Source organism: Streptomyces cinereospinus (genome assembly GCF_042430725.1).
GTDB lineage: Bacteria > Actinomycetota > Actinomycetes > Streptomycetales > Streptomycetaceae > Streptomyces > Streptomyces cinereospinus.
This window is the reverse complement of record NZ_JBHMCY010000040.1, coordinates 1-24,707: the sequence shown is the minus strand read 5'-3', so window position 1 is coordinate 24,707 and position 24,707 is coordinate 1. Positions and strand designations below refer to the sequence as shown.

The 24,707-nt window shown below is 74.2% G+C and carries 24 protein-coding genes; 9 read left to right on the top strand and 15 right to left on the bottom strand.

The window, feature by feature from the left end:
• Positions 1–2 precede the first annotated feature (2 nt).
• Positions 3–431, bottom strand: coding sequence for an ATP-binding protein (locus ACFF45_RS21000; RefSeq protein WP_381347961.1), 429 nt, complete (start codon positions 429–431; stop codon positions 3–5).
• A 92-nt stretch (positions 432–523) separates the two neighbouring features.
• Here ACFF45_RS21000 and ACFF45_RS20995 point away from each other — a divergent pair, with 92 nt between their 5' ends.
• The 3 genes from ACFF45_RS20995 (at position 524) to ACFF45_RS20985 (ending at position 3,847) form a co-directional block, all read left to right on the top strand.
• Positions 524–1,372 (top strand): helix-turn-helix domain-containing protein, encoded by an 849-nt coding sequence (locus ACFF45_RS20995; RefSeq protein WP_381347960.1) that lies wholly within the window; start codon positions 524–526, stop codon positions 1,370–1,372.
• A complete protein-coding gene (locus tag ACFF45_RS20990) occupies positions 1,332–1,679 on the top strand; it encodes a DUF397 domain-containing protein (protein WP_381347959.1) in 348 nt (115 codons plus the stop codon). Before ACFF45_RS20995 ends, ACFF45_RS20990 begins: the two co-directional genes overlap by 41 nt.
• Before the next feature lie 98 nt (positions 1,680–1,777).
• Entirely contained in the window at positions 1,778–3,847 is a 2,070-nt protein-coding gene (locus tag ACFF45_RS20985) for a serine hydrolase (RefSeq protein ID WP_381347958.1), read from the top strand.
• Positions 3,848–3,934: 87 nt separating this feature from the next.
• On the opposite strand, the gene ACFF45_RS20980 is transcribed toward ACFF45_RS20985, so the two are convergent.
• The 6 genes from ACFF45_RS20980 to ACFF45_RS20955 form a co-directional block, all read right to left on the bottom strand.
• A complete protein-coding gene (locus ACFF45_RS20980) occupies positions 3,935–4,351 on the bottom strand; it encodes an aggregation-promoting factor C-terminal-like domain-containing protein (RefSeq protein WP_381347957.1) in 417 nt (138 codons plus the stop codon).
• A 262-nt stretch (positions 4,352–4,613) separates the two neighbouring features.
• Positions 4,614–5,549 (bottom strand): ECF transporter S component, encoded by a 936-nt coding sequence (locus tag ACFF45_RS20975; protein WP_381347956.1) that lies wholly within the window; start codon positions 5,547–5,549, stop codon positions 4,614–4,616.
• Positions 5,546–7,261, bottom strand: a complete 1,716-nt coding sequence (locus tag ACFF45_RS20970; RefSeq protein WP_381347955.1) for an ABC transporter ATP-binding protein — start codon at positions 7,259–7,261, stop codon at positions 5,546–5,548. The genes ACFF45_RS20975 and ACFF45_RS20970 overlap by 4 nt, the downstream gene beginning before the upstream one ends.
• A complete protein-coding gene (locus ACFF45_RS20965) occupies positions 7,258–8,466 on the bottom strand; it encodes an energy-coupling factor transporter transmembrane component T (RefSeq protein WP_381347954.1) in 1,209 nt (402 codons plus the stop codon). The genes ACFF45_RS20970 and ACFF45_RS20965 overlap by 4 nt, the downstream gene beginning before the upstream one ends.
• Positions 8,459–8,515 carry a hypothetical protein gene (locus tag ACFF45_RS20960; protein ID WP_381347995.1) on the bottom strand — a complete coding sequence of 19 codons (57 nt, stop codon included), beginning with the start codon at positions 8,513–8,515 and terminating at the stop codon, positions 8,459–8,461. Before ACFF45_RS20960 ends, ACFF45_RS20965 begins: the two co-directional genes overlap by 8 nt.
• 151 nt (positions 8,516–8,666) lie before the next feature.
• Complete coding sequence (locus ACFF45_RS20955; protein ID WP_381347953.1) at positions 8,667–9,023, bottom strand: HesB/IscA family protein; 357 nt, start codon at positions 9,021–9,023, stop codon at positions 8,667–8,669.
• Between the two features lie 341 nt (positions 9,024–9,364).
• Between ACFF45_RS20955 and nadA the strand changes: the two genes are divergently transcribed.
• Positions 9,365–10,549, top strand: a complete 1,185-nt coding sequence (gene nadA, locus ACFF45_RS20950; protein ID WP_381347952.1) for a quinolinate synthase NadA — start codon at positions 9,365–9,367, stop codon at positions 10,547–10,549.
• 95 nt (positions 10,550–10,644) lie between these two features.
• Here the strand turns inward: nadA and ACFF45_RS20945 are convergent, their stop codons facing one another.
• The 5 genes from ACFF45_RS20945 to ACFF45_RS20925 form a co-directional block, all read right to left on the bottom strand.
• Positions 10,645–13,758 (bottom strand): efflux RND transporter permease subunit, encoded by a 3,114-nt coding sequence (locus ACFF45_RS20945; protein ID WP_381347951.1) that lies wholly within the window; start codon positions 13,756–13,758, stop codon positions 10,645–10,647.
• Positions 13,759–13,912: 154 nt separating this feature from the next.
• The gene (locus tag ACFF45_RS20940) at positions 13,913–14,599 is read right to left on the bottom strand and encodes a response regulator (RefSeq protein WP_381347950.1); all 687 of its coding nucleotides are present in this window, start codon (positions 14,597–14,599) and stop codon (positions 13,913–13,915) included.
• On the bottom strand, positions 14,596–15,819 hold the full coding sequence (locus tag ACFF45_RS20935; RefSeq protein WP_381347949.1) for a sensor histidine kinase: 1,224 nt from the start codon (positions 15,817–15,819) through the stop codon (positions 14,596–14,598). Before ACFF45_RS20935 ends, ACFF45_RS20940 begins: the two co-directional genes overlap by 4 nt.
• A 60-nt stretch (positions 15,820–15,879) precedes the next feature.
• Complete coding sequence (gene pspAA, locus ACFF45_RS20930) at positions 15,880–16,164, bottom strand: PspA-associated protein PspAA (RefSeq protein WP_381347948.1); 285 nt, start codon at positions 16,162–16,164, stop codon at positions 15,880–15,882.
• Between the two features lie 19 nt (positions 16,165–16,183).
• A complete protein-coding gene (locus ACFF45_RS20925; protein ID WP_381347947.1) occupies positions 16,184–16,978 on the bottom strand; it encodes a PspA/IM30 family protein in 795 nt (264 codons plus the stop codon).
• 258 nt (positions 16,979–17,236) lie between these two features.
• Here ACFF45_RS20925 and ACFF45_RS20920 point away from each other — a divergent pair, with 258 nt between their 5' ends.
• Together ACFF45_RS20920 and ACFF45_RS20915 are read left to right on the top strand one after the other, a co-directional pair.
• A complete protein-coding gene (locus ACFF45_RS20920) occupies positions 17,237–17,866 on the top strand; it encodes a DUF3043 domain-containing protein (RefSeq protein WP_381347946.1) in 630 nt (209 codons plus the stop codon).
• A gap of 83 nt (positions 17,867–17,949) precedes the next feature.
• A complete protein-coding gene (locus tag ACFF45_RS20915) occupies positions 17,950–18,651 on the top strand; it encodes a class I SAM-dependent methyltransferase (RefSeq protein WP_381347945.1) in 702 nt (233 codons plus the stop codon).
• A gap of 245 nt (positions 18,652–18,896) precedes the next feature.
• Here ACFF45_RS20915 and ACFF45_RS20910 read toward each other — a convergent pair whose 3' ends face one another.
• Positions 18,897–19,109: a hypothetical protein gene (locus ACFF45_RS20910; protein WP_381347944.1), complete on the bottom strand. Its 213-nt coding sequence runs from the start codon at positions 19,107–19,109 to the stop codon at positions 18,897–18,899.
• A 180-nt stretch (positions 19,110–19,289) separates the two neighbouring features.
• Here ACFF45_RS20910 and ACFF45_RS20905 point away from each other — a divergent pair, with 180 nt between their 5' ends.
• The gene (locus ACFF45_RS20905; RefSeq protein WP_381347943.1) at positions 19,290–20,516 is read left to right on the top strand and encodes a bifunctional adenosylcobinamide kinase/adenosylcobinamide-phosphate guanylyltransferase; all 1,227 of its coding nucleotides are present in this window, start codon (positions 19,290–19,292) and stop codon (positions 20,514–20,516) included.
• Positions 20,517–20,537: 21 nt separating this feature from the next.
• Here ACFF45_RS20905 and ACFF45_RS20900 read toward each other — a convergent pair whose 3' ends face one another.
• On the bottom strand, positions 20,538–21,596 hold the full coding sequence (locus tag ACFF45_RS20900) for a class I SAM-dependent methyltransferase (protein ID WP_381347942.1): 1,059 nt from the start codon (positions 21,594–21,596) through the stop codon (positions 20,538–20,540).
• A 160-nt stretch (positions 21,597–21,756) separates the two neighbouring features.
• Here ACFF45_RS20900 and cobT point away from each other — a divergent pair, with 160 nt between their 5' ends.
• Entirely contained in the window at positions 21,757–22,896 is a 1,140-nt protein-coding gene (cobT, locus tag ACFF45_RS20895) for a nicotinate-nucleotide--dimethylbenzimidazole phosphoribosyltransferase (protein ID WP_381347941.1), read from the top strand.
• Between the two features lie 436 nt (positions 22,897–23,332).
• Here the strand turns inward: cobT and ACFF45_RS20890 are convergent, their stop codons facing one another.
• Positions 23,333–24,097, bottom strand: coding sequence for a hypothetical protein (locus ACFF45_RS20890; protein WP_381347940.1), 765 nt, complete (start codon positions 24,095–24,097; stop codon positions 23,333–23,335).
• 62 nt (positions 24,098–24,159) lie between these two features.
• Here ACFF45_RS20890 and ACFF45_RS20885 point away from each other — a divergent pair.
• The coding region (locus ACFF45_RS20885) for an adenosylcobinamide-GDP ribazoletransferase (RefSeq protein WP_381347939.1) at positions 24,160–24,707 on the top strand (548 nt) is incomplete at its 3' end.

Genomic DNA, 24,707 nt, shown 5'->3' with positions numbered 1-24,707 from the left:
CGTCATGGAGCGGGCGCCGTCTCGCACTCGAACCAGACCGTCTTGCCGCCGCCCGCGCACGGCTCCACGCCCCACTTGTCCGCCACCGCGTCGAGCAGCAGCAGCCCGCGGCCGCCCTCCGCGTCCGGCGACGGGGCGGCGGGGGGCGCGGGGAGCCGGGGCGAACCGTCCGTCACCTCCACCCGGGCGCCCGTCCTCAGCCGCAGCAGCAGCACCGTGCAGTGCCGGTCCGGGACATGGCGTACGACGTTGGCGACCAGCTCCGTCACGCCCAGTTCCACCGCGTCGGTCAGGTCCGTCATCCCCCACTCCGCCAGCAACGAGCGGACGATACGGCGGACGTGCCGGGCCGAGTGCTCGCCCACGGCCAGACGCATGCGGTACTGGACGGGGCACGGGGCCAGGTAGGCCGGGGCAAAGTATTCGTTCACGCCACGAGGCTGGCCAGGCGTGACTACTCTGGGCAACAGATCGGACACAACACGTCCCCTGGTGGGCGGAGTTGCGTGAGAGGGGACCGTGCGTGACCCACATCAACGCCCTCGACCCGGGCGCCTCGCCGCTGGACTACTACGGCTACGAGCTGCGCAGAGCGCGGGAGGCCGCCGGCCTGACCCAGCGACAGCTCGGCGACATCATCAACTACACCGGTTCGCTGGTGGGCCAGATCGAGACCGCGCGGAAACTGCCGACGCACGCGTTCAGCGAACGGGTGGACGCCGCGCTGGGGACGGGCGGTCTGCTGTCGCGGCTGATCGAGTTGGTGTTGCGCAGTCAACTTCCGCATTGGTTCCAGCAAACCGCGGAATTGCAGGCGCGGGCGACGGAGATTAGCTGCTTCGAAATTAACCTCGTCCACGGCCTGCTTCAGGCCACGGGGTACGCACGTGCTGTGCTCGGTGTGCTGGACCAAAGTGACCTCGATGACCGCACCGCCGTACGACTCGCCCGCCAGCGCATCTTCGAGAAGGCCGAGCCGCCGGTCTTCTGGTTGATCATCAGCGAGGCCGTGCTGCACCAGCAGATCGGTGGGCCCACGACCATGCGTGAGCAACTGGCCCACCTGTTGTCATTCGAGCACAACCCCCGGGTGAACATCCAGATGTTGCCGTACTCAGCCGGCGCACACGCAGGACTTCAGGGCTCGTTTGACCTCTACCGCTTTCCGAGCGACCCGACCATCGTCTACACCGAGGGGTACGGCAGCGGGCATCCGACCGCCAATCCGGACACCGTCAAGGACTGCTCGCTCCGTTACGATCACCTCCAGGCCGCCGCTCTCTCCCTCAGGGACTCGGCGGAGCTGATCCGGCGCGTGATGGAGGAACGCTATGGCGAGCAACGCGGTTCCGACGGTAGCCAGTTGGCGTAAGTCCAGCTACAGCGGTGATCAGGGCGGCGAGTGCGTCGAGTGCGCCCCCGTCGGTCTGACGTGGCGCAAGTCGACGTACAGCGGCGACCAGGGCGGCCAATGTGTCGAGTGCGCGCCCGTCGGTCTGACGTGGCGCAAGTCGACGTACAGCGGTGACCAGGGCGGGAATTGCTTGGAGATCGCCGAATCCCCTTGCGCCACCGTCGCGGTCCGCGACTCCAAGACCCCCACCGGCCCCGTCCTCACCTTCGAGCCCGCTCCCTTCGCGGCGTTCGTCTCCTGGACGGGGGCCGCGGCCGCCGAGTGATCGTGCCGGCGGCGGCGCGACCTCCTCGACAGGAGAAACGCCGCCCCGGCGCGCACACTGGAAGCGCAAGGCGTCCGCAGTGTCCAGAGGGAAAGACCATGCCTGGACCGTCCAAGCCGACGCGCCGCGACTTCCTCGCCCGGTCGCTGGGCGTGACCGCGGCGCTCACCGTTCCCCCGCACGCGCTCTCCGCCCCGCCGGCGGCGGGGCTGCCCGGCGCCACCGGTGCCGTCTCGCGCGCCCCCCTCATCCAGCCGTGGGTCGCCCGGCACAACCTGACCGACGCGCAGTACCAGGAGGAGTTCCGGCGGCTCACGAAGGAGAACTACCGGCTGCTGGACGTCTGCGGGTACCAGGTCGGCGACCAGGCCCGCTTCGCCGCCGTCTGGCAACAGCGGGCGGGGCCGGAGCAGTTCTCGCTGCACGCCATCCCCCTCGCCGACTACACCAAGGTGTTCGACGAGCGCAAGGGAGCGTTCCAGCTCGTCCGGCTCAACGGCTACAACATCGCCGGGAACGTGTTCTTCGCGGCGATCTGGGACGGCGGGCCGGGAACCGGGCCCAGGTGGTGGTCGGAGAAGCACACCGAGCCGTACTGGTGGTCACGGCACGACGTCCCGCAGTCCGAACTCCGGGCCGTGGTCAACGAGCGGGAGGCGAAGGGCTACCGGCTCGTGGACATCAGCGCCTATCCCGGCCAGGACTTCCGCGGCACCGTGTTCGCCATGGTCTGGGAACTGGTCGACGGGCGCCGCTGGGGGTGGATACCGCCGCGGGTGCGCGAGTACTACCAGCGGGACTTCCAGACGGTCCTGAAGCAGGACTACCGGCCCGCCCGGGTCAGCGGCTTCCTGCCCGGCGGCTCGGGGCAGACGGCGTACTTCACCGCGGCCCTGGACAAGTCCGTGCCGTACGCCTTCTACGCCCGCCACGGCATCGACTCCCGCATGTACCAGCACGAGGTGGAGCACCAGGGGCGGACCTACCGGCCCCTCTCCGTGGGCGGTTTCACGGCCGACTACGGGGGCGGCCGGAACGCGACCCCCGGGTTCTGCCCGGTGTGGCGGCGGACCGAGCCCGACACCATGGTCCCGCACCTGGTGGACGCGTTCATGACCGAGTTCGCCGTGCCCGGCCTCTCCGTGGCGTTCGCCCACGACGGCGGCCTGGTGTACGCGCGGGGCTTCGGGCTGGCGGACCGGGACGCCGGGGAGAAGGTCACGGCCGACAGCCTCTTCCGGATCGCCAGCGTCTCCAAGACGATCACCTCCACCGCCGTCCTGCGGCTGGCCGAGGAACGGCGGCTGAACCTGACGGACACCGTGTTCGGAGCGCGCGGGATCCTGGGCACGACCTTCGGCACGCAGCCCTACGGGAGCGGCGTGGACGGCATCACCGTCCAGCACCTGCTGGAGCACACGGCCGGACCCGGCTGGAGCAACAAGGCCCCCGACCCGGTGTACCAGCGCCCGGAGCTGAACCAGGCGCAGCTCATCTCCTGGGTGCTGGACAACCGCCCCCTGAACAACGCCGCGGGGGCCGCCCCGGGCGCCGAGTTCGCCTACTCCAACTTCGGTTACGTCGTCCTGGGGCGGGTCATCGAGAGGGTCACCGGCCGGCCGTACGAGGAGTACGTCGGCCAGGACGTGCTGGCCCCGTGCGGGATCACCGGGATGCGGATCGCCGGGAACACCCGCCAGGACCGGCGCCCCGGCGAGGCCGTGTACTACGACCAGGACAAGGAGGACCCGTACGGCTTCCCGATCGCGCGCAAGGACGCCGAAGGGGGCTGGCTGGCCACCGCCGTCGACCTGATGCGGTTCGTCACGCGCGTGGACGGCTTCGCCGCGCGGCCCGACCTGCTGAGCGCCGCGTCGGTCGGCACCATGACGACACCGTCCACCGCCAAGGACGCGTACGGCTACGCGAAAGGCTGGTCGGTCCATCCGGCCACCGGGACGTGGTGGCACAACGGGACCCTGCCGGGCAGCACGTCCGTCCTGGCGCGCACCCGGCACGGCTTCTGCTGGGCGGCCCTGGCCAACACCCGCAGGACGCAGACCGACGACCGGGCCGACGCCGCCAAGAACACCGACGCGGCCCTCGGCAAACTGATGTGGGCCGTCCACGACCAGGTGGACGCCTGGCCCGAGAAGCGGAGCCTGTGAGGGGTCCCGTCGCGGGACACGCCGAAGCGGCGGCCCCGGGGATCGAGGGCCGCCGCCGCTTGGGGGGACTGGTCGTCCGGTGCCGGCTCAGTACCAGCCGTTGGCCTGCCAGAAGTTCCAGGCGCCGACCGGGCTGCCGTAGCGCGACTTCATGTAGTCCAGGCCCCACTCGATCTGGGTCTGGGCGTTGGTCTTCCAGTCGGAGCCGGCGGCGGCCATCTTGTTGCCCGGCAGGGCCTGCACCAGGCCGTAGGCGCCGGAGGAGGCGTTGGTGGCGTCGACGTCCCAGCCGCTCTCGTGCTGGACGATCTTGCTGAACGCGGTGAACTGGGCGGCGTCCGGGATCATCTTCTTCGCGATCACCTTGGCCTGGGCGGGGGACGCGGTCGAGGCGGCGTGGGCCGGGGCGGCGGAGAGCGCCATGCCCGCGGTGGCGGCGACGAGGGCGATGCCGGTGAGGGCCTTCTTCGGGGCAGCGACGCGGCGGATGACGGAGACGGACACAGGCGAACCTTTTCCTCGGGGACGGGGGTGCCGCGGCACGGAGTCGGCCACGCGGTGCGCGGCGGCGGCGTGCGTCGGCGCCGCGGCCCTGTGGGCTCGTCGGCGCCGTGCGACGTCATCCAGAGAAGCAGCCGGGCGAAGTGCCCGCAATGACCCCTTCTACTAGTGGTGGTCGCATCCGGGGTGGTGGCGACCTGTGTGACCTGGCTCTCAATGTGCAGGTCAGACCCCATGATGCCGGGTGCATGACACGCGCGCCGGGCTACGGCCGCGGTTCGTAGGTGACCTGCGTCATGTGGGGTGCTTCACCGCCCGGGTCACCGTCCGCACGCGAGTCCTCACCCTGGGATGACCGGGTGGGCGGGTCGAACGTGACCGGCGTCTCGAAGGCGGCGCGGCGGGTGGCGCGGCGCAGGGCCTTGAGGACCGCCGGGCCGAGGGTGGCGGTGAGGACGACCGTGACGAGCGCGCGGCCCAGGTCCCAGCCGAGGGAGGTGGCCAGGCAGTACGCCGCGAAGCGCGCCAGGTTGGCGGGGACCGGCGCGTCCGGGTCGAAGGCGATGTTCGAGGCCAGGGCGCCCATGAAGGGCCAGCCCGCGAGGTTCATGACCGTGCCGTAGGCGAACGCCGCGAGGAAGCCGTAGCCGGCCAGCAGGAGCAGTTCGGCGCGGCCGCGCAGCCGGTCGGGGCCCGGCAGCAGGCCCGCCGTCATCGTGAACCAGCCCATCGCCAGCATCTGGAACGGCAGCCACGGGCCCACCCCGCCCGTCAGCAGCGCCGACGCGAACATGGTGAGCCCGCCGAGCACGAAGCCGAAGCCCGGCCCCAGCACCCGCCCGCTCAGCACCATGAGGAAGAACATCGGCTCGATGCCCGCCGTCCCGGCGCCGATCGGGCGCAGCGCCGCGCCCGTCGCGGCCAGCACACCGAGCATGGCCACGGCCTTCGGGCCCAGCCCGGACTCGGAGATCGTCGCCGCCACCACCGCCAGGAGCAGGACGAGCAGGCCCGCGAAGAGCCACGGGGCGTCCTGGGCGTGCGCGGCGATCCGCGAGGTGGGCGGGGCGAGGAACGGCCAGAAGAAGGCCGCCGCGCCGACCGCGCCGGTCAGGGCGAGGGCGGCGAGCGAACGGGGGCCGAGGCGGACGGGGCGGGCCCGCGCGGTGCGGGGGGCGCGGCCGCGTCCGGCGCCCGTCACGACAGGGCCTTGCGGACCTGGGCGACCGTGAGCCACCGCTGGGGGGCGAGGATCTTGGTCACCTGCGGGGCGAAGGACGGGGAGGAGACGACCACGTCCGCCGTCGGACCGTCGGCGATCACCTCGCCCTCGGCCAGCAGGACCACCCGGTGCGCCAGCTCGGCGGCGAGTTCCACGTCGTGCGTGGCGAGGACGATCGCGTGCCCCTGGCCGGCCAGCTCCCGCAGCAGCGTGACCAGGCGCGACTTCGCCGCGTAGTCCAGCCCCCGGGTCGGCTCGTCCAGGAGCAGCAGCGGCGGGCGGGCGGTGAGGACCACCGCCAGCGCCAGGGTCAGGCGCTGCCCCTCGGACAGGTCCCGGGGATGCGTGGCGTCGTGGATGCCGGGGAGCAGTTCGGCGACCAGCGCCCGGCACGTCCCGGGCGCGGCGCCCGCGTCGGCGTCGGCGGCCGCGCACTCGGCGGCGACCGTGTCGGCGTACAGCAGGTCGCGCGGCTCCTGCGGCACGAGACCGACCCGGCGTACCAGCTCGGGAGGCGGCGTGCGGTGCGGTGCGGCCCCGCCGACGCGCACCGCGCCGGCGGACGGGGCGACGAGGCCGACCAGGGTGCCGAGCAGCGTGGACTTCCCGGCGCCGTTGCGGCCCATCAGGGCGACGGTCTCGCCGGGGGAGACGGTGAGGCCGACGTGGCACAGGGCCCGGACGCGGCCACGGGTGACGGACAGGTCCCGGACCTCCGCCGTGCGGGGGGAGTGCGGGGCGGGGCGGCGGGTGCGCCGGAACCAGCGGCGGTCCCCGCCCGCCGCCGACTCGGCGGGCGGGGACGGGTGGCCGCCGCGGGCCGGGGCCGGCCGGCCGCCCGGCTCCGCGCGCCGCCGAGCCGCGTCCGCCTCCCGCTCCGCCAGTCGTCCCCGCAGGTCCGCCGCGCGCCGCCGGGCGTCGCGGACCGTCAGCGGCAGGGGCGTCCAGCCCGCCAGCCGGCCCAGGTCCACGACCGGCGGGCACACCGGCGAGACGGCCATCATCTCGGCCGGGGCGCCCAGCAGCGGTGCCGCTCCCGGCGCCGGGAGGAGCACCACCCGGTCGGCGTACTGCACGACCCGTTCCAGCCGGTGCTCGGCCATCAGCACGGTCGTACCGAGGTCGTGCACGAGGCGTTGCAGGACGGCGAGCACCTCCTCGGCGGCGGCCGGGTCCAGGGCGGAGGTCGGTTCGTCCAGGACCAGCACGCCGGGGTGCGGGGTGAGGACCGAGCCGATCGCCACGCGCTGCTGCTGGCCGCCGGAGAGGGTGGCGATCGGGCGGTGGCGCAGAGCGGCCAGCCCGAGCAGGTCCAGGGTCTCCTCGACCCGGCGGCGCATCACGTCCGGCGCCAGGCCCAGCGACTCCATGCCGTAGGCGAGTTCGTCCTCGACGGTGTCCGTGACGAAGTGCGAGAGGGGGTCCTGGCCGACCGTGCCCACCACGTCGGCCAGTTCGCGCGGCCGGTGGGTGCGGGTGTCGCGGCCGGCGACCGTGACCCGGCCGCGCAGGGTGCCGCCGGTGAAGTGCGGGACGAGACCGCTGACCGCGCCGAGCAGCGTGGACTTGCCGACGCCGGACGGGCCGACGAGCAGGACGAGTTCCCCCTCGGGGACCTCGAAGTCGACGCCCCGAAGGGTCGGCCGGGCCGCCCCGTCGTAGGTCACGGACACGTCCTCGAAGCGGATCATGAGGGCTTCACCTCGGTCTGTTCGCGGGCGGGTGTCTCGCGGGCGGGTGCGGCGCGAGCGGGCTCGCGGGGGGCGGCTCGTCCGGGGCCGGCTGTCCCGGGCGCCTCGGCCGGCTCGGGTGCGGGGGTGACGAACGCCGGGAGCAGGCCGAGGAGTACGGCCGCCGCGGGCCACAGCGGCAGGATCGGCGCGACCAGCGGGATCACGCCCGGGTGCAGGGCCGCCGGGTCGGTGCCGGCGGCCCGCGCCAGCAGCGCGGCGACCGCGGCGCCCGACGCGGCGACCAGACAGGAACGGGCGTTCCAGGTGTCGGGGCGGTAGCGGGTGCGGGGCGTGCGGCGGCCGCCCAGCCGGAGCCCGGCCAGCGCGGCGGCGAGCCCGGCGGCCAGGACCGGCAGGCCGTAGCTCCCGCCCTCCGCGGTGAGCAGGCCGTACGTCCCGGCGCAGACGCCGAGCAGGCCGGCGAGGGTGAGCGCGGCGGTCGTCCGGCGGACCGCGGGCGGGACCCGGGCGGTGCGGCCGTAGCCGCGGGCGTCCATGGCGGCGGCGAGGGCGACGGACCGTTCCAGCGCGCCCTCCAGGACGGGCAGGCCCACCTGGAGCAGGCCCCTCAGGCCCCGGTCCGGGCGGCCGCGCAGCCGGCGGGCGGCACGCAGCCGCCGGCCGTCGGCGACGAGGTGCGGGGCGAAGGTGAGGGCCACCACCACGGCCACGCCCATCTCGTACAGGGCGCCGGGCAGCGACTTGAGCAGACGGGTGGGGGCGGCCAGGGCGTTGGCCGAGCCCACGCAGATCAGCAGCGCGGCCAGCTTCAGGCCGTCGTAGAGGGCGAAGACGAGGGTCTCGGCGGTGACCTCGCCGCCCAGGCGGATGCCCTGGGCCCAGTCCGGCAGCGGGACTTCGGGAAGGGTGAGCAGGGTGTGGGTGCCGGGGAGGGGGGAGCCGAGGGCGACGGCGAAGAGGAGCCGGACGAGCAGGACGGCGAGGCCGAGCTTGACGAAGGCGCCGTAGGAACGGGCCCAGGGGGTGTGCGGGCGGCGGGCGATGACGACATAGGCGGAGACCGCGACCAGCAGGCCCAGCAGCAGGGGGTTGGTGGTGCGGGTGGCCGCGGCGCCCAGCCCGAGGGACCACAGCCACCAGGCGGCGGGGTGCACGGACGACCGCCCCCGGCGCCGGACGGCGCTGCCGGCGGGGTCAGTCATGCCGGCGCCGCCGGGCCTGCCAGCCCACCGCCGCGCCCAGGGCCGCCACCGCGGCGATCCCGGCGACGACGCCCAGCGACGGACCGCCGCCCGCCGGGTCGCCCGCCCCGTCGCCCGCCGTGCCGTCCGCGGCCTCGGGGGGGGCGGCGCCCCCCGGGGGGGGGGCCCCCCGCCTTCGCTTCCGCCGTGTGGCGCGACGCTCAGTTGAAGGAGTCGCCGCAGGCGCAGGAGCCCGTCGCGTTCGGGTTGTCGATCGTGAAGCCCTGCTTCTCGATGGTGTCCACGAAGTCGATGGTCGCGCCGCCCAGATAGGGAGCGCTCATCCGGTCGGTGACGACCTTGACCCCGCCGAAGTCCTTCTCCACGTCGCCGTCGAGCGAGCGCTCGTCGAAGAACAGCTGGTAGCGCAGGCCGGAGCAGCCGCCGGGCTGGACGGCGACGCGCAGCGCGAGGTCGTCGCGGCCTTCCTGGTCGAGCAGCGCCTTGACCTTGGACGCGGCGGCGTCGGTCAGGATGATGCCGTCGGTGACGGTGCTGGTCTCGTCCGATACGGACATCTACATCTCTCCCGGGTTGTACGGAGACTGCTTGCCGACGGTGGTAACCGGCGGGGCCGCGGATTCATTCCGGGGCGGACCCGTGTCGAGTCTCGTTGGCGTCTCTTCATGCTCGCACATGCCCCGGCGGGCGCACAGCACCGTGTGGACAACCGGACGACGCCGGCCGGCAGGGCGGCACCGGGATTCACGTCACATCGACACTATGGCCATCGTCAAACTGACGTGAAGCGGTTATGATAGATAGCGTCAATCCGACGAGAAGTCGGAAAGGTGTCCCGTATGCCCCGCCGTTCCGGCTCCCCGGACCGGCGAGCCGCAGAACAGAAAGGGTGCGTGCCGTGACCACCGCCCAGACCCAGGAGCTCGACGTACAGCCGACGCCCCTCGCTTTGCTGCTGCTCGGCCGCGAGGCCGACCCGAGGAGCGAGCGCGGCGTCGAGTGTCCCGGCGACCTGCCCTCGCCGTCCGACCCGGACCTGGTCGAGCGCGCCCGCGCGGCCAAGGAGAAGCTGGGCGACAAGGTCTTCGTGCTCGGCCACCACTACCAGCGCGACGAGGTCATCCAGTTCGCGGACGTCACGGGCGACTCCTTCAAGCTGGCCAGGGACGCGGCCGCCCGCCCCGAGGCCGAGTACATCGTCTTCTGCGGCGTGCACTTCATGGCCGAGTCCGCGGACATCCTGACGTCCGACGACCAGAAGGTCGTGCTGCCGGACCTGGCCGCCGGCTGCTCGATGGCCGACATGGCGACGGCCGAGCAGGTCGCCGAGTGCTGGGACGTGCTCACCGAGGCCGGCGTCGCCGAGCAGGTCGTGCCCGTCTCGTACATGAACTCCTCCGCCGACATCAAGGCCTTCACCGGCAAGCACGGCGGCACCATCTGCACCTCCTCCAACGCCAAGCGGGCCCTGGAGTGGGCCTTCGAGCAGGGCGAGAAGGTGCTCTTCCTGCCCGACCAGCACCTCGGCCGCAACACCGCGGTGCGGGACATGGGCATGTCGCTGGACGACTGCGTCGTCTACAACCCGCACAAGCCGAACGGCGGCCTGACCACCGACGAGCTGCGGGCCGCGAAGATGATCCTGTGGCGCGGCCACTGCTCGGTGCACGGCCGGTTCAGCCTCGACTCGGTCAACGACGTGCGCGAGCGGATCCCGGGCGTGAACGTGCTGGTCCACCCCGAGTGCCGGCACGAGGTGGTGGCCGCCGCCGACCACGTCGGCTCGACGGAGTACATCATCAAGGCGCTGGAGGCCGCGCCGGCCGGCTCGAAGTGGGCCATCGGCACCGAGCTGAACCTGGTCCGCCGCCTGGCGAACCGTTTCGCGCCGGAGGGCAAGGAGATCGTCTTCCTGGACCGCACGGTGTGCTTCTGCTCGACCATGAACCGCATCGACCTGCCCCACCTGGTCTGGGCCCTGGAGTCGCTGGCCGAGGGCAACCTGGTCAACCGCATCGAGGTCGACCCGGAGACCGAGGCGTTCGCGAAGCTGGCGCTGGAGCGGATGCTGGCGCTGCCGTAACCGCCGGCGCGCACGCGCGTGAAGGGGGGCCGCACCGGTGAGGTGCGGCCCCCTTGCTCACTGCGTGCACTGCGTTTGTCCGGTGCGCCGTCCGGTCAGACCTGCGCCGGCTCCTGCCGCGGCTCCGCCGGGGCGCCCGCCTTCGCCTGCCGCTTGGCCGCCCGTTTCTTCGCCCGGCGCTCCTTGCGCAGCTCCACCACGGCGTACAGCGTCGGGACCAGGAGCAGGGTCAGCACGGTCGAGGTGATCAGACCGCCGATCACCACCACCGCCAGCGGCTGGGCGATGAAGCCGCCCTCGCCGGTGATGCCCAGCGCCATCGGCAGCAGCGCGAAGATGGTCGCCAGCGCGGTCATCAGGATCGGGCGCAGCCGGTGCCGGCCGCCCTCGACCACGGCCTCGACCACGCCGTACCCCTGGCCGCGGTACTGGTTGATCAGGTCGATCAGCACGATCGCGTTGGTCACCACGATGCCGATCAGCATCAGCATGCCGATCATCGCGGGCACGCCCATCGGGGTGCCGGTGGCGATCAGCAGGCCGATCGCGCCCGTCGCGGCGAACGGGATGGAGACCAGCAGGATCAGCGGCTGGACCAGCGACCGGAAGGTCGCCACCAGCAGCATGAACACGATCGCGATGGCCGCCAGCATGGCCAGGCCCAGGTTGGCGAAGGCCTCGTCCTGGTCCTCGGAGACGCCGCCGATCTCGGCCGTGGCGCCCGCCGGGAGGTCCAGTGCGTCGATCTCCGACTGGAGCTCGGTGCTGACCGCGCCCGTGTTGTCGCCGGTCGGCTTGGCGGTGATGGTCGCCGCGCGCTGGCCGTCGATCCGGGTCATGGAGACCGGCCCGTCCACCAGCCGCACGGTCGCGATGTCGCCCAGCCGCACCGGGCCCAGCGGAAGGCGGCGCAGCTCGGCGATGGTCTCGGCCGGGTTCGCCGACTTGATGACGACGTCCCGCTCGGTGTCGTCCAGCGTCGCCGTGCCCGCCGTGGTGCCGCGCACCGCCTGGGCGACGGCCGCGCCCAGCGTCTGGTCGGTGAAGCCGGCGGCGGCCGCCTCGTCCGTCGCCGTGACGGAGACGCGCGGCACGCTCTGCGCCAGGTCGCTGGTGACGTCCGTGACGTCGTCCAGGCCGGCCACCGCCGTGCGGACCTCCTCGGCGGCCTCGCGCAGCACGTCCCCGTCGGCCGCCTTCACGACCACGCTGAGGTCCTGGCTGCCGAAACCGTCACCGGCCGCGATGGTGGTCGTCCCGACACCGTCGAGCCTCGCCAGGCCCGCTTCGAGGCGGTCCTGGACGTCCTCGAAGGACGCCGCGTCGTCGAGCATCACCGAGTACGAGGCCTGGTTGCTGTCGGTGCCGCCGCCGAAGGCGGCCAGGAAGCCGGAGGAACCGATCGTCACCTGGTAGTCCTTGACGCCCTCGGTGCCGGCGAGCAGCCGCTCGACCTTCTTCGCCTGGGCGTCGGTGGCGGCCAGGCTGGTGCCGGGCCTCAGCTCCTGCCTGATGGTGAGCACCGCCTGCTCGCCCTGGTCGAAGAAGTTGGTCTTGAGCAGCGGCGCCATGCCGAAGGTGCCGATCAGGACCACGACCGCGATGGCCACGCTGGTCAGGCGGCGCCGGGTGGCGAAGCGCAGGACGGGGACGTAGAACCGCTGGAGCCTGCTGCGCGCCTCCTTCTCCTCCGCCCGGCGGCGCGCCTCCTCGGCGTCCTCGGGGGTGCCCTTGGGGGCGCGCAGGAACCAGTACGACAGGACCGGCACGACCGTCAGCGAGACCAGCAGCGAAGCCAGCAGGGCCGCCGTGACGGTCAGCGAGAACGAGCCGAACAGCTGTCCCACCATGCCGCCGACCAGGCCGATCGGCAGGAACACGGCGACCGTGGTGAGCGTCGAGGACGTCACCGCGCCCGCGACCTCGCGGACCGCCTTGAGGATCGCCTCCTGGCGCTCCTCGCCGTAGCCGAGGTGCCGCTTGATGTTCTCCAGCACCACGATCGAGTCGTCGACGACCCGGCCGATGGCGATGGTCAGGGCGCCCAGCGTGAGCATGTTCAGCGACAGGTCGCGCGTCCACAGCACGATCAGGGCCAGCACGACGGAGAGCGGGATGCTCACCGCGGTGACCAGGGTGGAGCGGACCGAGGCCAGGAAGACCAGGATCACCAGGACCGCGAAGACCAGGCCGAGCGCGCCCTCCGTGGTGAGGCCCTCGATGGACTCGGACACCGCCGGGCCCTGGTCGCTGACGACCGTGACGGTCGCGCCGGAGCCGAGGTCGGCCCGCATGCCGGGCAGCTTCCGCTCGACCTCCTCGGAGATGGCGACCGCGCTGCCGTCCCGGTCCATGGTGACGGAGACGGCGAGGCTGGGCCGGCCGTTGGTGCGGGTGAGGGAGTCGGCCTGCGCCTGCTCCTCGGTCACCTCGGCGACCGTGCCCAGTCGCACGGGCCGGTCGGCGCCCTCGCCGGTGACCATCAGGTCCTCGATCTGCCGGAGCGAGGTGAAGGGGCCGCCGACCTGGACGGTGCGGTTGGCGCCGGCCTCGTCGAACGAGCCGGCCGGCACGGTGGCGCCGCCGGCCTGCAGCGCCTGGGCGAGGCTCTGGACGGTGAGGCCGGCCCGGGCCAGCCCGCGGTCGTCCGGGGTGACGGCGACCTGGAGGTCGCGCACGCCGTCGACCGTGACCTGGCCGACGCCGTCGATCTCCTCCAGCGCCGGGACGACGGTCCGGTCCAGGCGGTCCGCCAGCGCCTGCTGGTCCTCGTCGGAGGTGACGGCGAGCACCACGGTCGGGATGTCGTCCGTCGAGCCGGCGACGACCTGCGGGTCGACGGTGTCCGGCAGCAGTACGCGGGCCCGGTTGACGGCCTGCTGGACGTTGGCGACGAGCTGGTCGGTGTCGTTGCCGTAGTCGAAGGACGCCATGATCACGGCGTTGCCCTCGCTCGCCGTGGCGGTGACGCCGGTGATGCCGTCGACGGCTTCGAGGCTGTCCTCGATGGGCTCGACGACCTGCTTCTCGACCACGTCCGGGGACGCGCCCTGGTACGGCGCGAGCACCGACACCATGGGCAGTTCGATGGTGGGCAGCAGCTGCTGCTTGAGCTGTGGGATCGCGATCGCACCGAAGGCGAGCGCGACGATCGACATCAGCCCTATCAGGGCCCGTTGCGCGAGGCTGAATCTGGACAGCCAGGACATGGGTCAGCGTCTCTCTTCCGTGGCCTGAGCGGAGCACGGGCACATGTGAGCGCCCGTACCTACACCCTGAGCCATCGCCCTACGGCCATCCGTCGGGCCCTGGGTCCATTTCCTTACCGGGCGCATACTCCGGCCGCAGTACACGCCTTCGGGGTCAGTCCACCCTCGGACGTACCAGCCCCGACTCGTACGCGATCACCACCAGCTGCGCCCGGTCGCGCGCGCCCAGCTTGGCCATGGCCCGGTTGACGTGCGTCTTCACCGTCAGCGGGCTGACCTCCAGCCGCTCGGCGATCTCGTCGTTGGAGTGCCCGCCCGCGACCTGCACGAGCACCTCGCGCTCACGCCCGGTGAGCGCGTCGAGGCGCTCGGAGCGGGCCGGGTCGCGGTCGGTGTCGAGCGGGTCGCCGCCCTGCGCGAGGAAGCGGGCGATCAGGCCCTTGGTGGCGGCCGGGGAGAGCAGCGCCTCGCCGCCGGCCGCGACACGGATGGCGGCGAGCAGCTCCTCCGGTTCGGAGCCCTTGCCGAGGAACCCGGAGGCACCCGCGCGCAGCGACCGCACCACGTAGTCGTCGACCTCGAAGGTGGTCAGGATGACGATCCGGACGTGGGCGAGGCCGGGGTCGGAGCTGATCATGCGGGTGGCGGCCAGCCCGTCGGTGCCGGGCATCCGGATGTCCATCAGGACCACGTCGGCGCGCCGCTCCCGCGCCAGCCGCACCGCCTCGGCGCCGTCGGAGGCCTCACCGACCACCTCCATGTCGGGCTCGGAGTCGACGAGCACGCGGAAGGCGCTGCGCAGCAGCGCCTGGTCGTCGGCGAGCAGGACACGGATCGTCATGCGGGGTCCTTCTTCGCTGGGGCGGTGCGGGTCGTGACCGGCAGGATCGCATGCACCCGGAAGCCGCCGCCGTAGCGGGGACCGGTGGTGAGGGTGCCGCGCAGGGCGGTGACGCGTTCGCGCATGCCGAGCAGTCCGTGGCCGCCGCCGGAGACCGGGCCGTCGTCCTCGCCGGAGCCGTCGTCGAGGACCGTGATCTCGATGTTCGGCCCCACGCGGACCACGCTGACCTCGGCCTTCGCCGTCGTGCCGGCGTGCTTCTGGACGTTGGTGAGGGCTTCCTGGATGACGCGGTAGGCGGCCAGGTCGACGGCGGCGGGGAGGCTGGTGCCGTGGTCGGCGCGGGCGACCTCGACGTGCAGGCCGGCGTTGCGGAAGGTGCCGACGAGTTCGTCCAGGCGCTCCAGCCCCGGTGCGGGTTCGGTCGGGGCCTCCGGGTCGCCGGACTGGCGGAGCAGGCCGACGGTGGCGCGCAGTTCGTTCAGCGCGGAGCGGCCGGCCTCGCGCACGTGCGCCAGGGCCTCCTTGGCCTGGTCGGGCCGTTTGTCCATGACGTGCGCGGCGACCCCGGCCTGCACGTTGACCAGGGCGATGTGGTGGGCGACCACGTCGTGCAGGTCGCGGGCGATGCGCAGCCGCTCCTCGGCGACCCGGCGGCGGGCCTCCTCCTCGCGGGTGCGCTCGGCCTTCTCGGCGCGCTCGCGGATGGCGTGCACGAAGTCCCGGCGGCTGCGCACCGCGTCGCCGCCGGCCGCGGCCATGCCGGTCCAGGCGAAGACGGCGAGGTTGTCCTGGGCGTACCAGGGCAGCGGACCGGCCAGCATGGCGGCACCGGTCAGCACGGTCATGGTGAGCAGGCCGACGCGCCAGGTGGTGGAGCGGTCGGTGAGGGCGGCGACGGTGTAGAGGGCGACCACGGCGGACATGGCGACCGGGGCTCTGGGGTCGCCGGTGGCGAACTCGACGACGGCGAGGGTGCCGGTGAGGCCGAGGATCCGCAGGGGGGTGCGGCGGCGGAACACCAGGGCGGCGGCGCCGAGGGTCATCAGGACCAGGCTGAGGGCGTCCGGGGTGCGCAGCGCCCAGTCGACGCCGTGCTCGCCGTGCGGGTCCACGAAGGAGCCGGCCACCATGCAGGCCAGGACGCCGGCCGCCAGCGCCGCGTCCAGCGCCGTGGGGTGGACCGTCAGCCGGCGCCGGGCTCTTTCGAGGGTGCTCACGGCTGTCACCGTACGGGGAGCCGGCGGAGCCGGGAACGGGGGCCGGCCGTCCGCCGGGGGTCAGCCGCCGCCCGGGATGAGGCCGTCGTCGCCGAGCAGTGCGCGGACCTCCTCCAGGGTCGCGTCGGGGCTCGGGAGGATCAGCTCCGAGGGTTCGAGGGAGTCGTCCGGGAGGGGCTCGCCCCGTGCGCGGACCTGGGTGAGGAGGGCCTGGAGGGTGCGGCGGAAGCCGGGGCCGTCGCCGTTCTCCATTTCCGCCAGCAGCTCGTCGTCCAGCGCGTCCAGCTCGGTGAGGTGGCTGTCGGCCAGCCTCACCTGCCCCTCCCCCATGATCCGTACGATCATGTCGCCCTCCGGTGCGTGGCTACTGCTTGTCGAAGCGCGGGGTGTCCTGCGGCTGCTGCGGGGCGGCGGACTGCTCCTGGCCGCCCTCGATGGCCTGCTGCCCGGCCGTGCCCCCGGCCAGCTCGGCCTTCATGCGCTGCAGTTCCAGCTCCACGTCCGTGCCGCCGGAGAGCCGGTCCAGCTCGGCCTGGATGTCGTCCTTCGCCATGCCGGTGGGGTCGTCGAGCGCGCCGGAGGCGAGCAGTTCGTCGATCGCGCCGGCCCGGGCCTGGAGCTGGGCCGTCTTGTCCTCGGCCCGCTGGATGGCCAGCCCGACGTCGCCCATCTCCTCGGAGATGCCGGTGAAGGCCTCGCCGATCCGGGTCTGGGCCTGGGCGGCCGTGTACGTCGCCTTGATCGTCTCCTTCTTGGTGCGGAAGGCGTCGACCTTGGCCTGGAGCCGCTGGGCGGCCAGCGTGAGCTTCTCCTCCTCGCCCTGGAGCGTCGCGTGCTGGGTCTCCAGGTCGGTGACCTGCTGCTGGAGAGCGGCCCGGCGGGAGAGCGCCTCGCGGGCCAGGTCCTCGCGGCCCAGCGCGAGCGCCTTGCGGCCCTGGTCCTCCAGCTTGGTCGACTGCGACTGCAGCTGGTTCAGCTGGAGTTCCAGGCGCTTGCGCGAGGTCGCCACGTCCGCGACGCCCCGGCGGACCTTCTGCAGCAGCTCCAGCTGCTTCTGGTACGAGTAATCGAGGGTTTCGCGCGGGTCCTCGGCCCGGTCAAGGGCCTTGTTCGCCTTCGCGCGGAAGATCATCCCCATACGCTTCATGACACCGCTCATGGGCTTCGCGCGCCCCCTTCTGACGGACTCCGGCTCCAGCTCTGCGACAGGACCCACAGTACGGGCCCTGCTTCCATTACCGCACTGTTCGGGGACGGATGCGCTCCTCCCCGAGGACGACTGCGTGCGCTCCAGCTCCGGCGTAGGGAGTAGGTGATCCCCGGGTACGGCCCGGGGCCCGGGAGCGTCCACGTCGTCCCCTCTGTCCCCCTACAGACGACCGGTGTTGCGGGATCGTTCCCCGCGGGGCTGGGGTCCATGCCCCCCGACCCCGTACCCTTGGGTTTTGTGTTCCGTAGCCGTGCCAAAGACGAGAAGGCCGCCGTCGCCGCCCAGGCGCAGGTGACCGGCTCCCAGCAGACCCGAGACCCGCAGGCCCCCAAGGGCCGGCCGACGCCCAAGCGCAGTGCGGCGCAGTCGCAGCGCCGCAGCGTCGCCAACCCGTCGATGACGCGCAAGGAGGCCGCCCGGCGGCAGCGTGAGGAGCGCCGTGCCGCCATGGAGCGCCAGCGCCAGGCGCTGGCCAGTGGAGACGAGCGGTACCTCCCGGCGCGCGACAAGGGTCCGGTCCGCCGGTTCGCCCGCGACTTCGTCGACTCGCGGTTCAACATCGCGGAGTACTTCCTGCCGATGGCCGTGGTCATCCTGGTGCTGAGCATGATCCGGGTGCCGTCGTTGCAGAGCATCGCGCTGCTGCTGTGGCTGGTGGTGATCGTGCTGATCGTCCTGGACTCGATCGTCACCGGGTTCCGGCTGAAGAAGCGGCTGGCCGAGCGCTTCCCCGACGACAACAAGCGCGGCGCGGTCGCCTACGCGCTGATGCGCTCCCTCCAGATGCGCCGGCTCCGGCTGCCCAAGCCGCGGGTCAAGCGCGGAGAGCGGCCCTGAGCGCGACGCCCTTCTCCGGGGACGCGGCGAACGCCTGGCTGAGCGGGCTCGGCGGGCTGCGTGACGTCGTCCGGCAGGAGCTGGTGGCCCGGCAGCTCGACGAGCAGATGGCCGGGCGGTTCCCGGTCGGGCAGCGGCTGCGGGTGCTCGACGTGGGGATGGGCCAGGGTACGCAGGCGCTGCGGCTGGCCCGCGCCGGGCACCAGGTGACCGGCATAGAGAAGGACGCCACCATGCTCGCCGCGGCGCGGTCGGCGCTCGCCGAGGAGCCGGAGGGGATCCGGGAGCGGGTGCGGCTCGTCGAGGGGGACGGCCGGGACACGGGGGTGCACTTCCTGCCCGGCAGCTTCGACGTCGTGCTCTGTCACGGCGTCCTCATGTACGTGGACGATCCCGATCCGCTGCTGGCGGGGCTGGCGCGGATGCTGGCGCCGGGCGGGCTGCTGTCGCTGCTGGTGCGCAACGGGGACGCGCTGGCCCTCCGGCCGGGCCTGTCCGGCGACTGGACCACGGCGCTCGCCGCCTTCGACACCACGGCCTACCGCAACCGGCTCGGCCTCGACGTCCGCGCCGACCGGCTGGCCGCTCTGACGGCCACCCTGGCCGGGATCGGGGCGCCGCTGCACGCCTGGTACGGCGTGCGGGTCTTCACCGACACGGCGGCGGACGGGGCCGAGGTGCCGGCCGACGTGGAGACGCTGCTGGCGGTGGAGGAGCGGGCCGGGCGGACGGATCCGTACCGGGGGGTCGCGGCGCTGCTGCATCTGTGCGGGGTGCGCGGCTGACCGCCGGCAGGGTGCGGACGCCGGGGGCGATCCGTCCCGGCGCCGGTGCCCCGGCCGCCTCCGGCGGGCGGGGCCTCGGCGTCCCGGGCCGGCCGGGACCGGCGCCGGCGGCGGAGCGGGCCCGGCGCCCGGCATCAGGGCCGCGATCCCGGTGACGTCCGCCCGGGACGGCCGGCGGCGGGCCGCGCTCGGCGCCCGGCGGGCCGGGGCACGAAGGGGCGGCCGCTCCGGCCGCCCCTTCCGGGTCAGGACTCGTCCGCGTGCAGGCTCATCGGTCCGTAGATCTCGGTGTCGTCCTCGAACAGCCGTACCTGGTCCGCGCCCCCGGCGAGCAGGTCCTTCCAGTGCTCCCCCAGCCAGGACTCGGCGTCCCCCTGCGTGGTGAACTCCTCGGGCTCGACCGCGGGCTGGACCTCCGTCCCGTCGGCCTTCTCGAACCGCCACGTCCATGCCGCCATGTACGCCTCCCAGCTGTCAGCGCCTGCAGAGCCTGGGCCGGATCTTGGTCCGGTCCCCGCCCCGAGCCTATGCGCTCCGCCGGGTGAGCCGTCGTCAGACGGCGGCCGGCCACCGGTTCCGGCGCCCTGCCGGGACGCCCCGGACGCGCATGACGGGCAGTGCCCGGTGAGAATCGGATCGTGGAACTGACTCTGCTCGGCACCGGCGCCCCCGCGGGACTCCCCCGCCCCGACTGCCCCTGCGCGGCCTGCGCGACCGCCCGGGGCGCGGACGCGCGGGCGGCCACGGCCGTGCTCGTGGACGGGGCGCTGCTGCTCGACCTGACGCCCGGGGCGGCGTTCGCCGCGGCGCGGGCGGGACGGTCGCTGGCGGGGGTGCGGCAGGTGCTGCTGTCGCATCCGCACAACGGGCCGCCGGTCGAGGTGCCGGCCGGGCTGCCGCAGCCCGGGCGGATGCCGGACGGGCGGGAGTTGGCGCTGCTGACGGGGCATCGGGTGCGGGCGCTGGCGATGGACGCGCCGGGCACGGGGTACGCGGTGACCGGGCCGGACGGGCAGCGGCTGCTGTACCTGCCGCCGGGGTGCGCGCCGGCCGGGCTGGCGGAGGGCAGCGCGGCGGCGGAGCCGTACCACCTGGTGCTCCTGGACGTGGTGGGGCGGCCGGACGCGCTGGCGCGGCTGCGGGCGGTGGGGGCGGCCGGGCCCGCGACCGACGTCGTCGCCGTCCACCTGGACCACGACCTGCCGCCCGGGGCCGAGACGCGCCGGCGGCTGGCCGCGGCCGGGGCGCGGGCGGTGCCGGACGGGACGGCTGTGGTGGTCGGGGCGTACGAAGACGGGCCGGTCGTGCCGGACGTGCCGGTCGTGCCGCGGCGGACGCTGGTGCTCGGCGGGGCGCGGTCGGGCAAGTCGGTGGAGGCGGAGCGGCGGCTGGAGGCGTTCCCGGACGTGCTGTACGTCGCGACGGGCGGCACCCGCAACGGGGACGGCGAGTGGGCGGAGCGGGTGGCCGCGCACCGGGAGCGGCGGCCGGGGTCGTGGCGGACGGTGGAGACCTGCGACCTGGTGCCGCTGCTCCGCGAGGACGGACCGCCGCTGCTGGTCGACTGCCTGTCGCTGTGGCTGACGGACGCGATGGACGCCGTGGGCGCGTGGGACGACGCGGAGTGGGCCGACGGCGGCGAGAAGGCGCTGCGCGAGCGGGTGCGGACGCTGACGGAGGCGGTGCGGGGCACGCGCCGGGTGGTGGTGGCCGTGTCGAACGAGGTGGGGTCGGGCATCGTCCCGGCCACGGCGTCCGGGCGGCGCTACCGGGACGAACTCGGGCGGCTGAACGCGGCGTTCGCGGGCGAGTGCGAACAGGTGCTGATGGTGGTGGCGGGTCAGGCGGTGGTCCTGCGGGGCTGAGCGGCGCCCCTCGGCAGTCCCTCACGGCAGTGGCTCCTTGCGGGCGATCACCCGGTAGGCGTTGGCGAAGGCGGTGCGCCGGACCAGCGGTGCGAGGGCGTGGTCCAGGGCGGCGGCGGTCAGGCGCAGGGGCAGCGCGGCCGCCGTCAGGCTCACGCGCGTGACGTGCTGGAGGAAGGTGGGCGGGGTGGCCCGCCACGGGGTGTCGGGCGACGGCAGGGCGTGGGCGACGGCGCGGGCGGTCGCCGTGGCGAGGTCGGTGGGGGTGTGCGGGGCGGAGGTGTCGGTACGCAGGATGGTGCAGTTCTGCGACTCCAGGGCCGCGTGGACGTTGCGGAGCGGCAGCAGGTGGAGCCGGCGGGGCTGCGCGTGGCCGGGCCACCACGTGCCCAGGAGCGCGGCGGAGGCGCTGTGCGGGTCGGCCAGTTCCAGCACGAGGTGGCCGCCGGGGCGCAGGGCCGCGACCGCCGCCCGGAGTTCCTCGCGCGGGGCCGGCGACCGTTCCAGCTGGTGGAAGACGCTGACCACGTCGTAGCGGGCGCGCAGGCGGGCCAGCAGGCCGGGGGTGATCAGGTGCCCCTCGTAGGCCTCCTCGACGCGTTCGGTCGCGCGGGCGCGCAGGACCCGCGGGGTGGGGTCCGTGCCGTCGAAGGACGTGTACGGCAGCACCTCCCGGGCGACGGCCGGGAAGTCGCCGTCGCCGGTGCCGACGTCCAGCCAGCTCTCCGGTTCCGGGAGGTACGCCAGCACGGCGCGGACCCGCTCCAGGTCGCGGCGGCGGCCGGGCGGGCGGTCGCACCCGTCCTGGTCCCGCTGGTAGAACGCCACGCCCTCGGGGGTGAGGCCGGGGTTCTGGAAGACGTGGGCGCAGTCCTCGCACTCCTCGACGGTGAACGTGCCCGGCTTGTGCTGGATCACGTCGGGTGCCGTCAGGCGGGTGCGCAGGCCCTGCCCGCCGCACCAGGGGCAGGTCGCGCGGCGCGGCGCGAGGAAACGCTCGGTGCCCTGGGCGAGTTCGGCGAGGTAGGTGGCGCGGCGCAGGTCGATCGCCGGTGGGGCGAGGGGGGCGGACGACGACATGGGCGGCTCCCGGGCGCGACGGACGGAGGAGGAAGGGACGTATGACAATCCGCTGCAAAACGGAACGTAGGGGATCGCGATCTTGGGTGCAACGACGTGCTGGGTCGGTGGTCGCCCTGTGGCGCCGTCCTGTTCGACCGGGGCCGGTACTGTTCGGCGAATGAGCTCGCTTAATCTCGACGACTTCACCGATCTGATCGAGCGCCCGGACGGCGGGGTGCGCCGCGACGCGGAGGCGCGCCGGGAGCGTCAGATCGTGCCGCCCGGTTCGTTCGGGCGCCTCGACGACCTGGGTGAGTGGCTGGCCGCGGCGCAGGGCGCCGTACCGGTGCGGCCGGTGGACCGGCCGCGGGTGGTCCTGTTCGCCGGCGACCACGGTGTCGCGCGGCTGGGCGTGTCGGCGCGGCCCGCGGGCAGTGCCGCGGAGCTGGTGCGGGAGGTGCTGGAGGGCGGCCGCCCGGTGTCGGTGCTGGCCCGGCGGCTCGGCGTGCCGGTGCGGGTGGTGGACATGGCGCTGGACTGCGACCCGCGGGCGCTGCCCGCGGAGGTCGTGAGGCACCGGGTACGGCGGGGCAGCGGGCGGATCGACGTCGAGGACGCGCTGACGGCCGAGGAGGCCGAGGCCGCGTTCCGGGCCGGGGTCGCGGTGGCCGACGAGGAGGCCGACTCCGGTACCGATCTGGTGGTGCTCGGCGATGTGAGCGTGGGCGGGACCACGGTGGCCGCGGTGCTGGTCGCGGCGTTGTGCGGGACCGACGCGTCGGTGGTGACCGGGCGGGGCGGGCTCGCGATCGACGACCTGGTGTGGATGCGCAAGTGCGCGGCGGTCCGGGACGCGCTGCGGCGGGCGCGGCCGGTGCTCGGGGACCAGCTGCGGTTGCTGGCCGCGGTCGGCGGGGCCGACGTCGCGGCGATGACCGGGTTCCTGCTCCAGTGCGCCGTGCGCAAGACGCCGGTGATCCTGGACGGCGTGGTCGCCGCCGCGTGCGCGCTGGTGGCGCAGCGGATCGCGTTCCGGGCGCCGGACTGGTGGCTGGCCGGGCACGACAGCGGCGAGCCGGGGCAGGCCAAGGCGCTGGACCGGATGGCGCTGGAGCCGTTGCTCGACCACGGGGTGGCGGTCGGCGAGGGCGCGGGCGGCCTGCTGGCGCTGCCCCTGGTCCAGGCCGCGGCGGCGCTGGCGGCGGAGCTGCCGGAGCAGCCGGAGCAGCCGGAGCAGCCGGAGCACAAGGGAACGGCCGGGCCGCCGGAGCACACGGAGCGGGCCGACCGGCCGGAGCCCGCGGAGCCGGCCGAGTAGCCGGCCCGGCCGAGGAGCGGGACGGCGACCGGGACGGCCGAGGAGCGGGACGGCGACCGGGACGGCCGAGGAGCGGGACGGCGACCGGAACGGGCAGGAACGGAACGGCGACCGGGACGGCCGAGGAGCGGGACGGCGACCGGGACGGGCAGGAACGGGCGGGTGCCGCGCAGGCCGCGGATGCGGGGGCGCCCGGGAGGGGGCGCTGGGGGCGAGTCCCGGATGCGTGCGGCGCCCGGGGTTCCCGGACCGCACCCGCCGGCCACCGCCGGAGCCCTCTCCGGCCGGCCCCGCCGCGCACCGGGAGGCGCGGGGCATCCGGCGCGGAGCGCCCCGACAAGGGTCCCCTCCGGCCGGCCCCGCCACGACCGGTGCGGGAGCCGCCCGGCAAGGGCCGGCCGGTGCCGGGGGTCGCGCCGGTCGCGGCGGGGCCGGATCAGCGGCCCTGCACGGCCCGTGGGCGCTCGGGGTCGGGAGTGCCGCCCAGCCAGTCCTGGAATCTGCGGGTGGGGCCCAGCCAGCGCCGGTCGTGGTGGTAGGCGCGCAGGCGGGCCCTGGCCCGGGCGCGGGGGCGGCGGCGGTAGAAGCGGCGGGCCCAGGCGGAGCCGGGGCGGGCCAGCCGGAGCGCGCCGAACAGGGCGACGAACGGGACGATCACGCCGAGGATCGCCAGCCGGAACTTGCCCTTGGCCAGGGCGACGAGCGAGACGAGGAAGGTGGCGGCGACGGTGGTGATGACCGAGCCGCGCGACTGCACCTCGTCCTCGTCCAGGCCGTCGACGCCGAACGGCGCGAAACCGGCCACCCACAGCCCCACCAGCGCGGCGGTGAGCACCACCGCCTCCACGCTCTTGCGGCCCGCCTCGGTCCAGTACACGTCGGCCAGGTGCAGGATCAGCGCGAACTCGTCCAGCACCAGCCCCGCGCCGACCCCGAAGATCACGGCCGCCAGGCAGGACCCGAAGCCGTGCCGGCCGGCGGCCACCGCGCCGAAGCCGCCGACGAGGGCGAGGACCACGCCGGGCACCACGTGATGGACGTGCACGCCGCCCGCCTCGACGTTGCCGAAGGGCCCCCGGCCCGCCCGGATCATGCGCGTGATCAGCCGGGTGATCAGGAAGGTCAGCACGAAGGCGGTGAGGGCGAGCAGCAGGGGGAGCTTGCCGGGTTCGACGATGTTGCGTTCCAGCCAGGTCCCCATGGGTCCCAGTGTGCCCAGGTATCACCGCGGATGCTCCGCGAACGGTCGCGTACCCTGCCCAGATGCCCTCGCTCCCGCCCGCGCACGGCCTCCGTTTCGCCTTCGGCACCCTGACCGTCCTGCCGGTACGGGTGACCCGCTGGGACCGTGAGGCGGCGCGCGGCGGGATGCTCTGCGCCCCGCTCGCCGGCCTCGCCGTCGGCCTCGGCGCGGCCGGCCTCGGTGTGCTGCTGCTCCTGCTCGGCGCGGGCCCGCTGCTCGCCGCCGTCGGCGGCGTCGCGGTACCGGCCGTCCTCACCCGGGGCCTGCACCTGGACGGGCTGGCCGACACGGCGGACGGGCTGGGCAGCGGCAAGCCGGCCGCGGACGCCCTGCGGATCATGAAGCAGTCGGACATCGGGCCGTTCGGGGTGCTCACCCTGGTCCTCGTCCTGCTGGCCCAGGTGGCGGCCCTCGCGCAGCTCTACGCCGCCTCCTGGGCCCGGGGCGCGCTCGCCGTCGCCGTCGCGGCCTGCGCGGCCCGGCTGGTGCTGACGCTGGCGGCCCGCGCCGGGGTGCCGGCGGCCGGGCCGGAGGGGCTCGGAGCGGCCGTCGCCGGGGTGGTCCCGGT

Excerpts from the sequence above, each read along its gene's own strand:
- ACFF45_RS20990 (WP_381347959.1), top strand. The coding sequence starts at position 1,332 with ATGGCGAGCAACGCGGTTCCGACGGTAGCCAGTTGGCGTAAGTCCAGC.
- ACFF45_RS20985 (WP_381347958.1), top strand. The coding sequence starts at position 1,778 with ATGCCTGGACCGTCCAAGCCGACGCGCCGCGACTTCCTCGCCCGGTCG.
- ACFF45_RS20970 (WP_381347955.1), bottom strand. The coding sequence starts at position 7,261 with ATGATCCGCTTCGAGGACGTGTCCGTGACCTACGACGGGGCGGCCCGG.
- ACFF45_RS20965 (WP_381347954.1), bottom strand. The coding sequence starts at position 8,466 with ATGACTGACCCCGCCGGCAGCGCCGTCCGGCGCCGGGGGCGGTCGTCC.
- ACFF45_RS20955 (WP_381347953.1), bottom strand. The coding sequence starts at position 9,023 with ATGTCCGTATCGGACGAGACCAGCACCGTCACCGACGGCATCATCCTG.
- ACFF45_RS20945 (WP_381347951.1), bottom strand. The coding sequence starts at position 13,758 with ATGTCCTGGCTGTCCAGATTCAGCCTCGCGCAACGGGCCCTGATAGGG.
- ACFF45_RS20940 (WP_381347950.1), bottom strand. The coding sequence starts at position 14,599 with ATGACGATCCGTGTCCTGCTCGCCGACGACCAGGCGCTGCTGCGCAGC.
- pspAA (WP_381347948.1), bottom strand. The coding sequence starts at position 16,164 with ATGATCGTACGGATCATGGGGGAGGGGCAGGTGAGGCTGGCCGACAGC.
- ACFF45_RS20925 (WP_381347947.1), bottom strand. The coding sequence starts at position 16,978 with ATGAGCGGTGTCATGAAGCGTATGGGGATGATCTTCCGCGCGAAGGCG.
- ACFF45_RS20920 (WP_381347946.1), top strand. The coding sequence starts at position 17,237 with ATGCCCCCCGACCCCGTACCCTTGGGTTTTGTGTTCCGTAGCCGTGCC.
- ACFF45_RS20910 (WP_381347944.1), bottom strand. The coding sequence starts at position 19,109 with ATGGCGGCATGGACGTGGCGGTTCGAGAAGGCCGACGGGACGGAGGTC.
- ACFF45_RS20900 (WP_381347942.1), bottom strand. The coding sequence starts at position 21,596 with ATGTCGTCGTCCGCCCCCCTCGCCCCACCGGCGATCGACCTGCGCCGC.
- cobT (WP_381347941.1), top strand. The coding sequence starts at position 21,757 with ATGAGCTCGCTTAATCTCGACGACTTCACCGATCTGATCGAGCGCCCG.
- ACFF45_RS20890 (WP_381347940.1), bottom strand. The coding sequence starts at position 24,097 with ATGGGGACCTGGCTGGAACGCAACATCGTCGAACCCGGCAAGCTCCCC.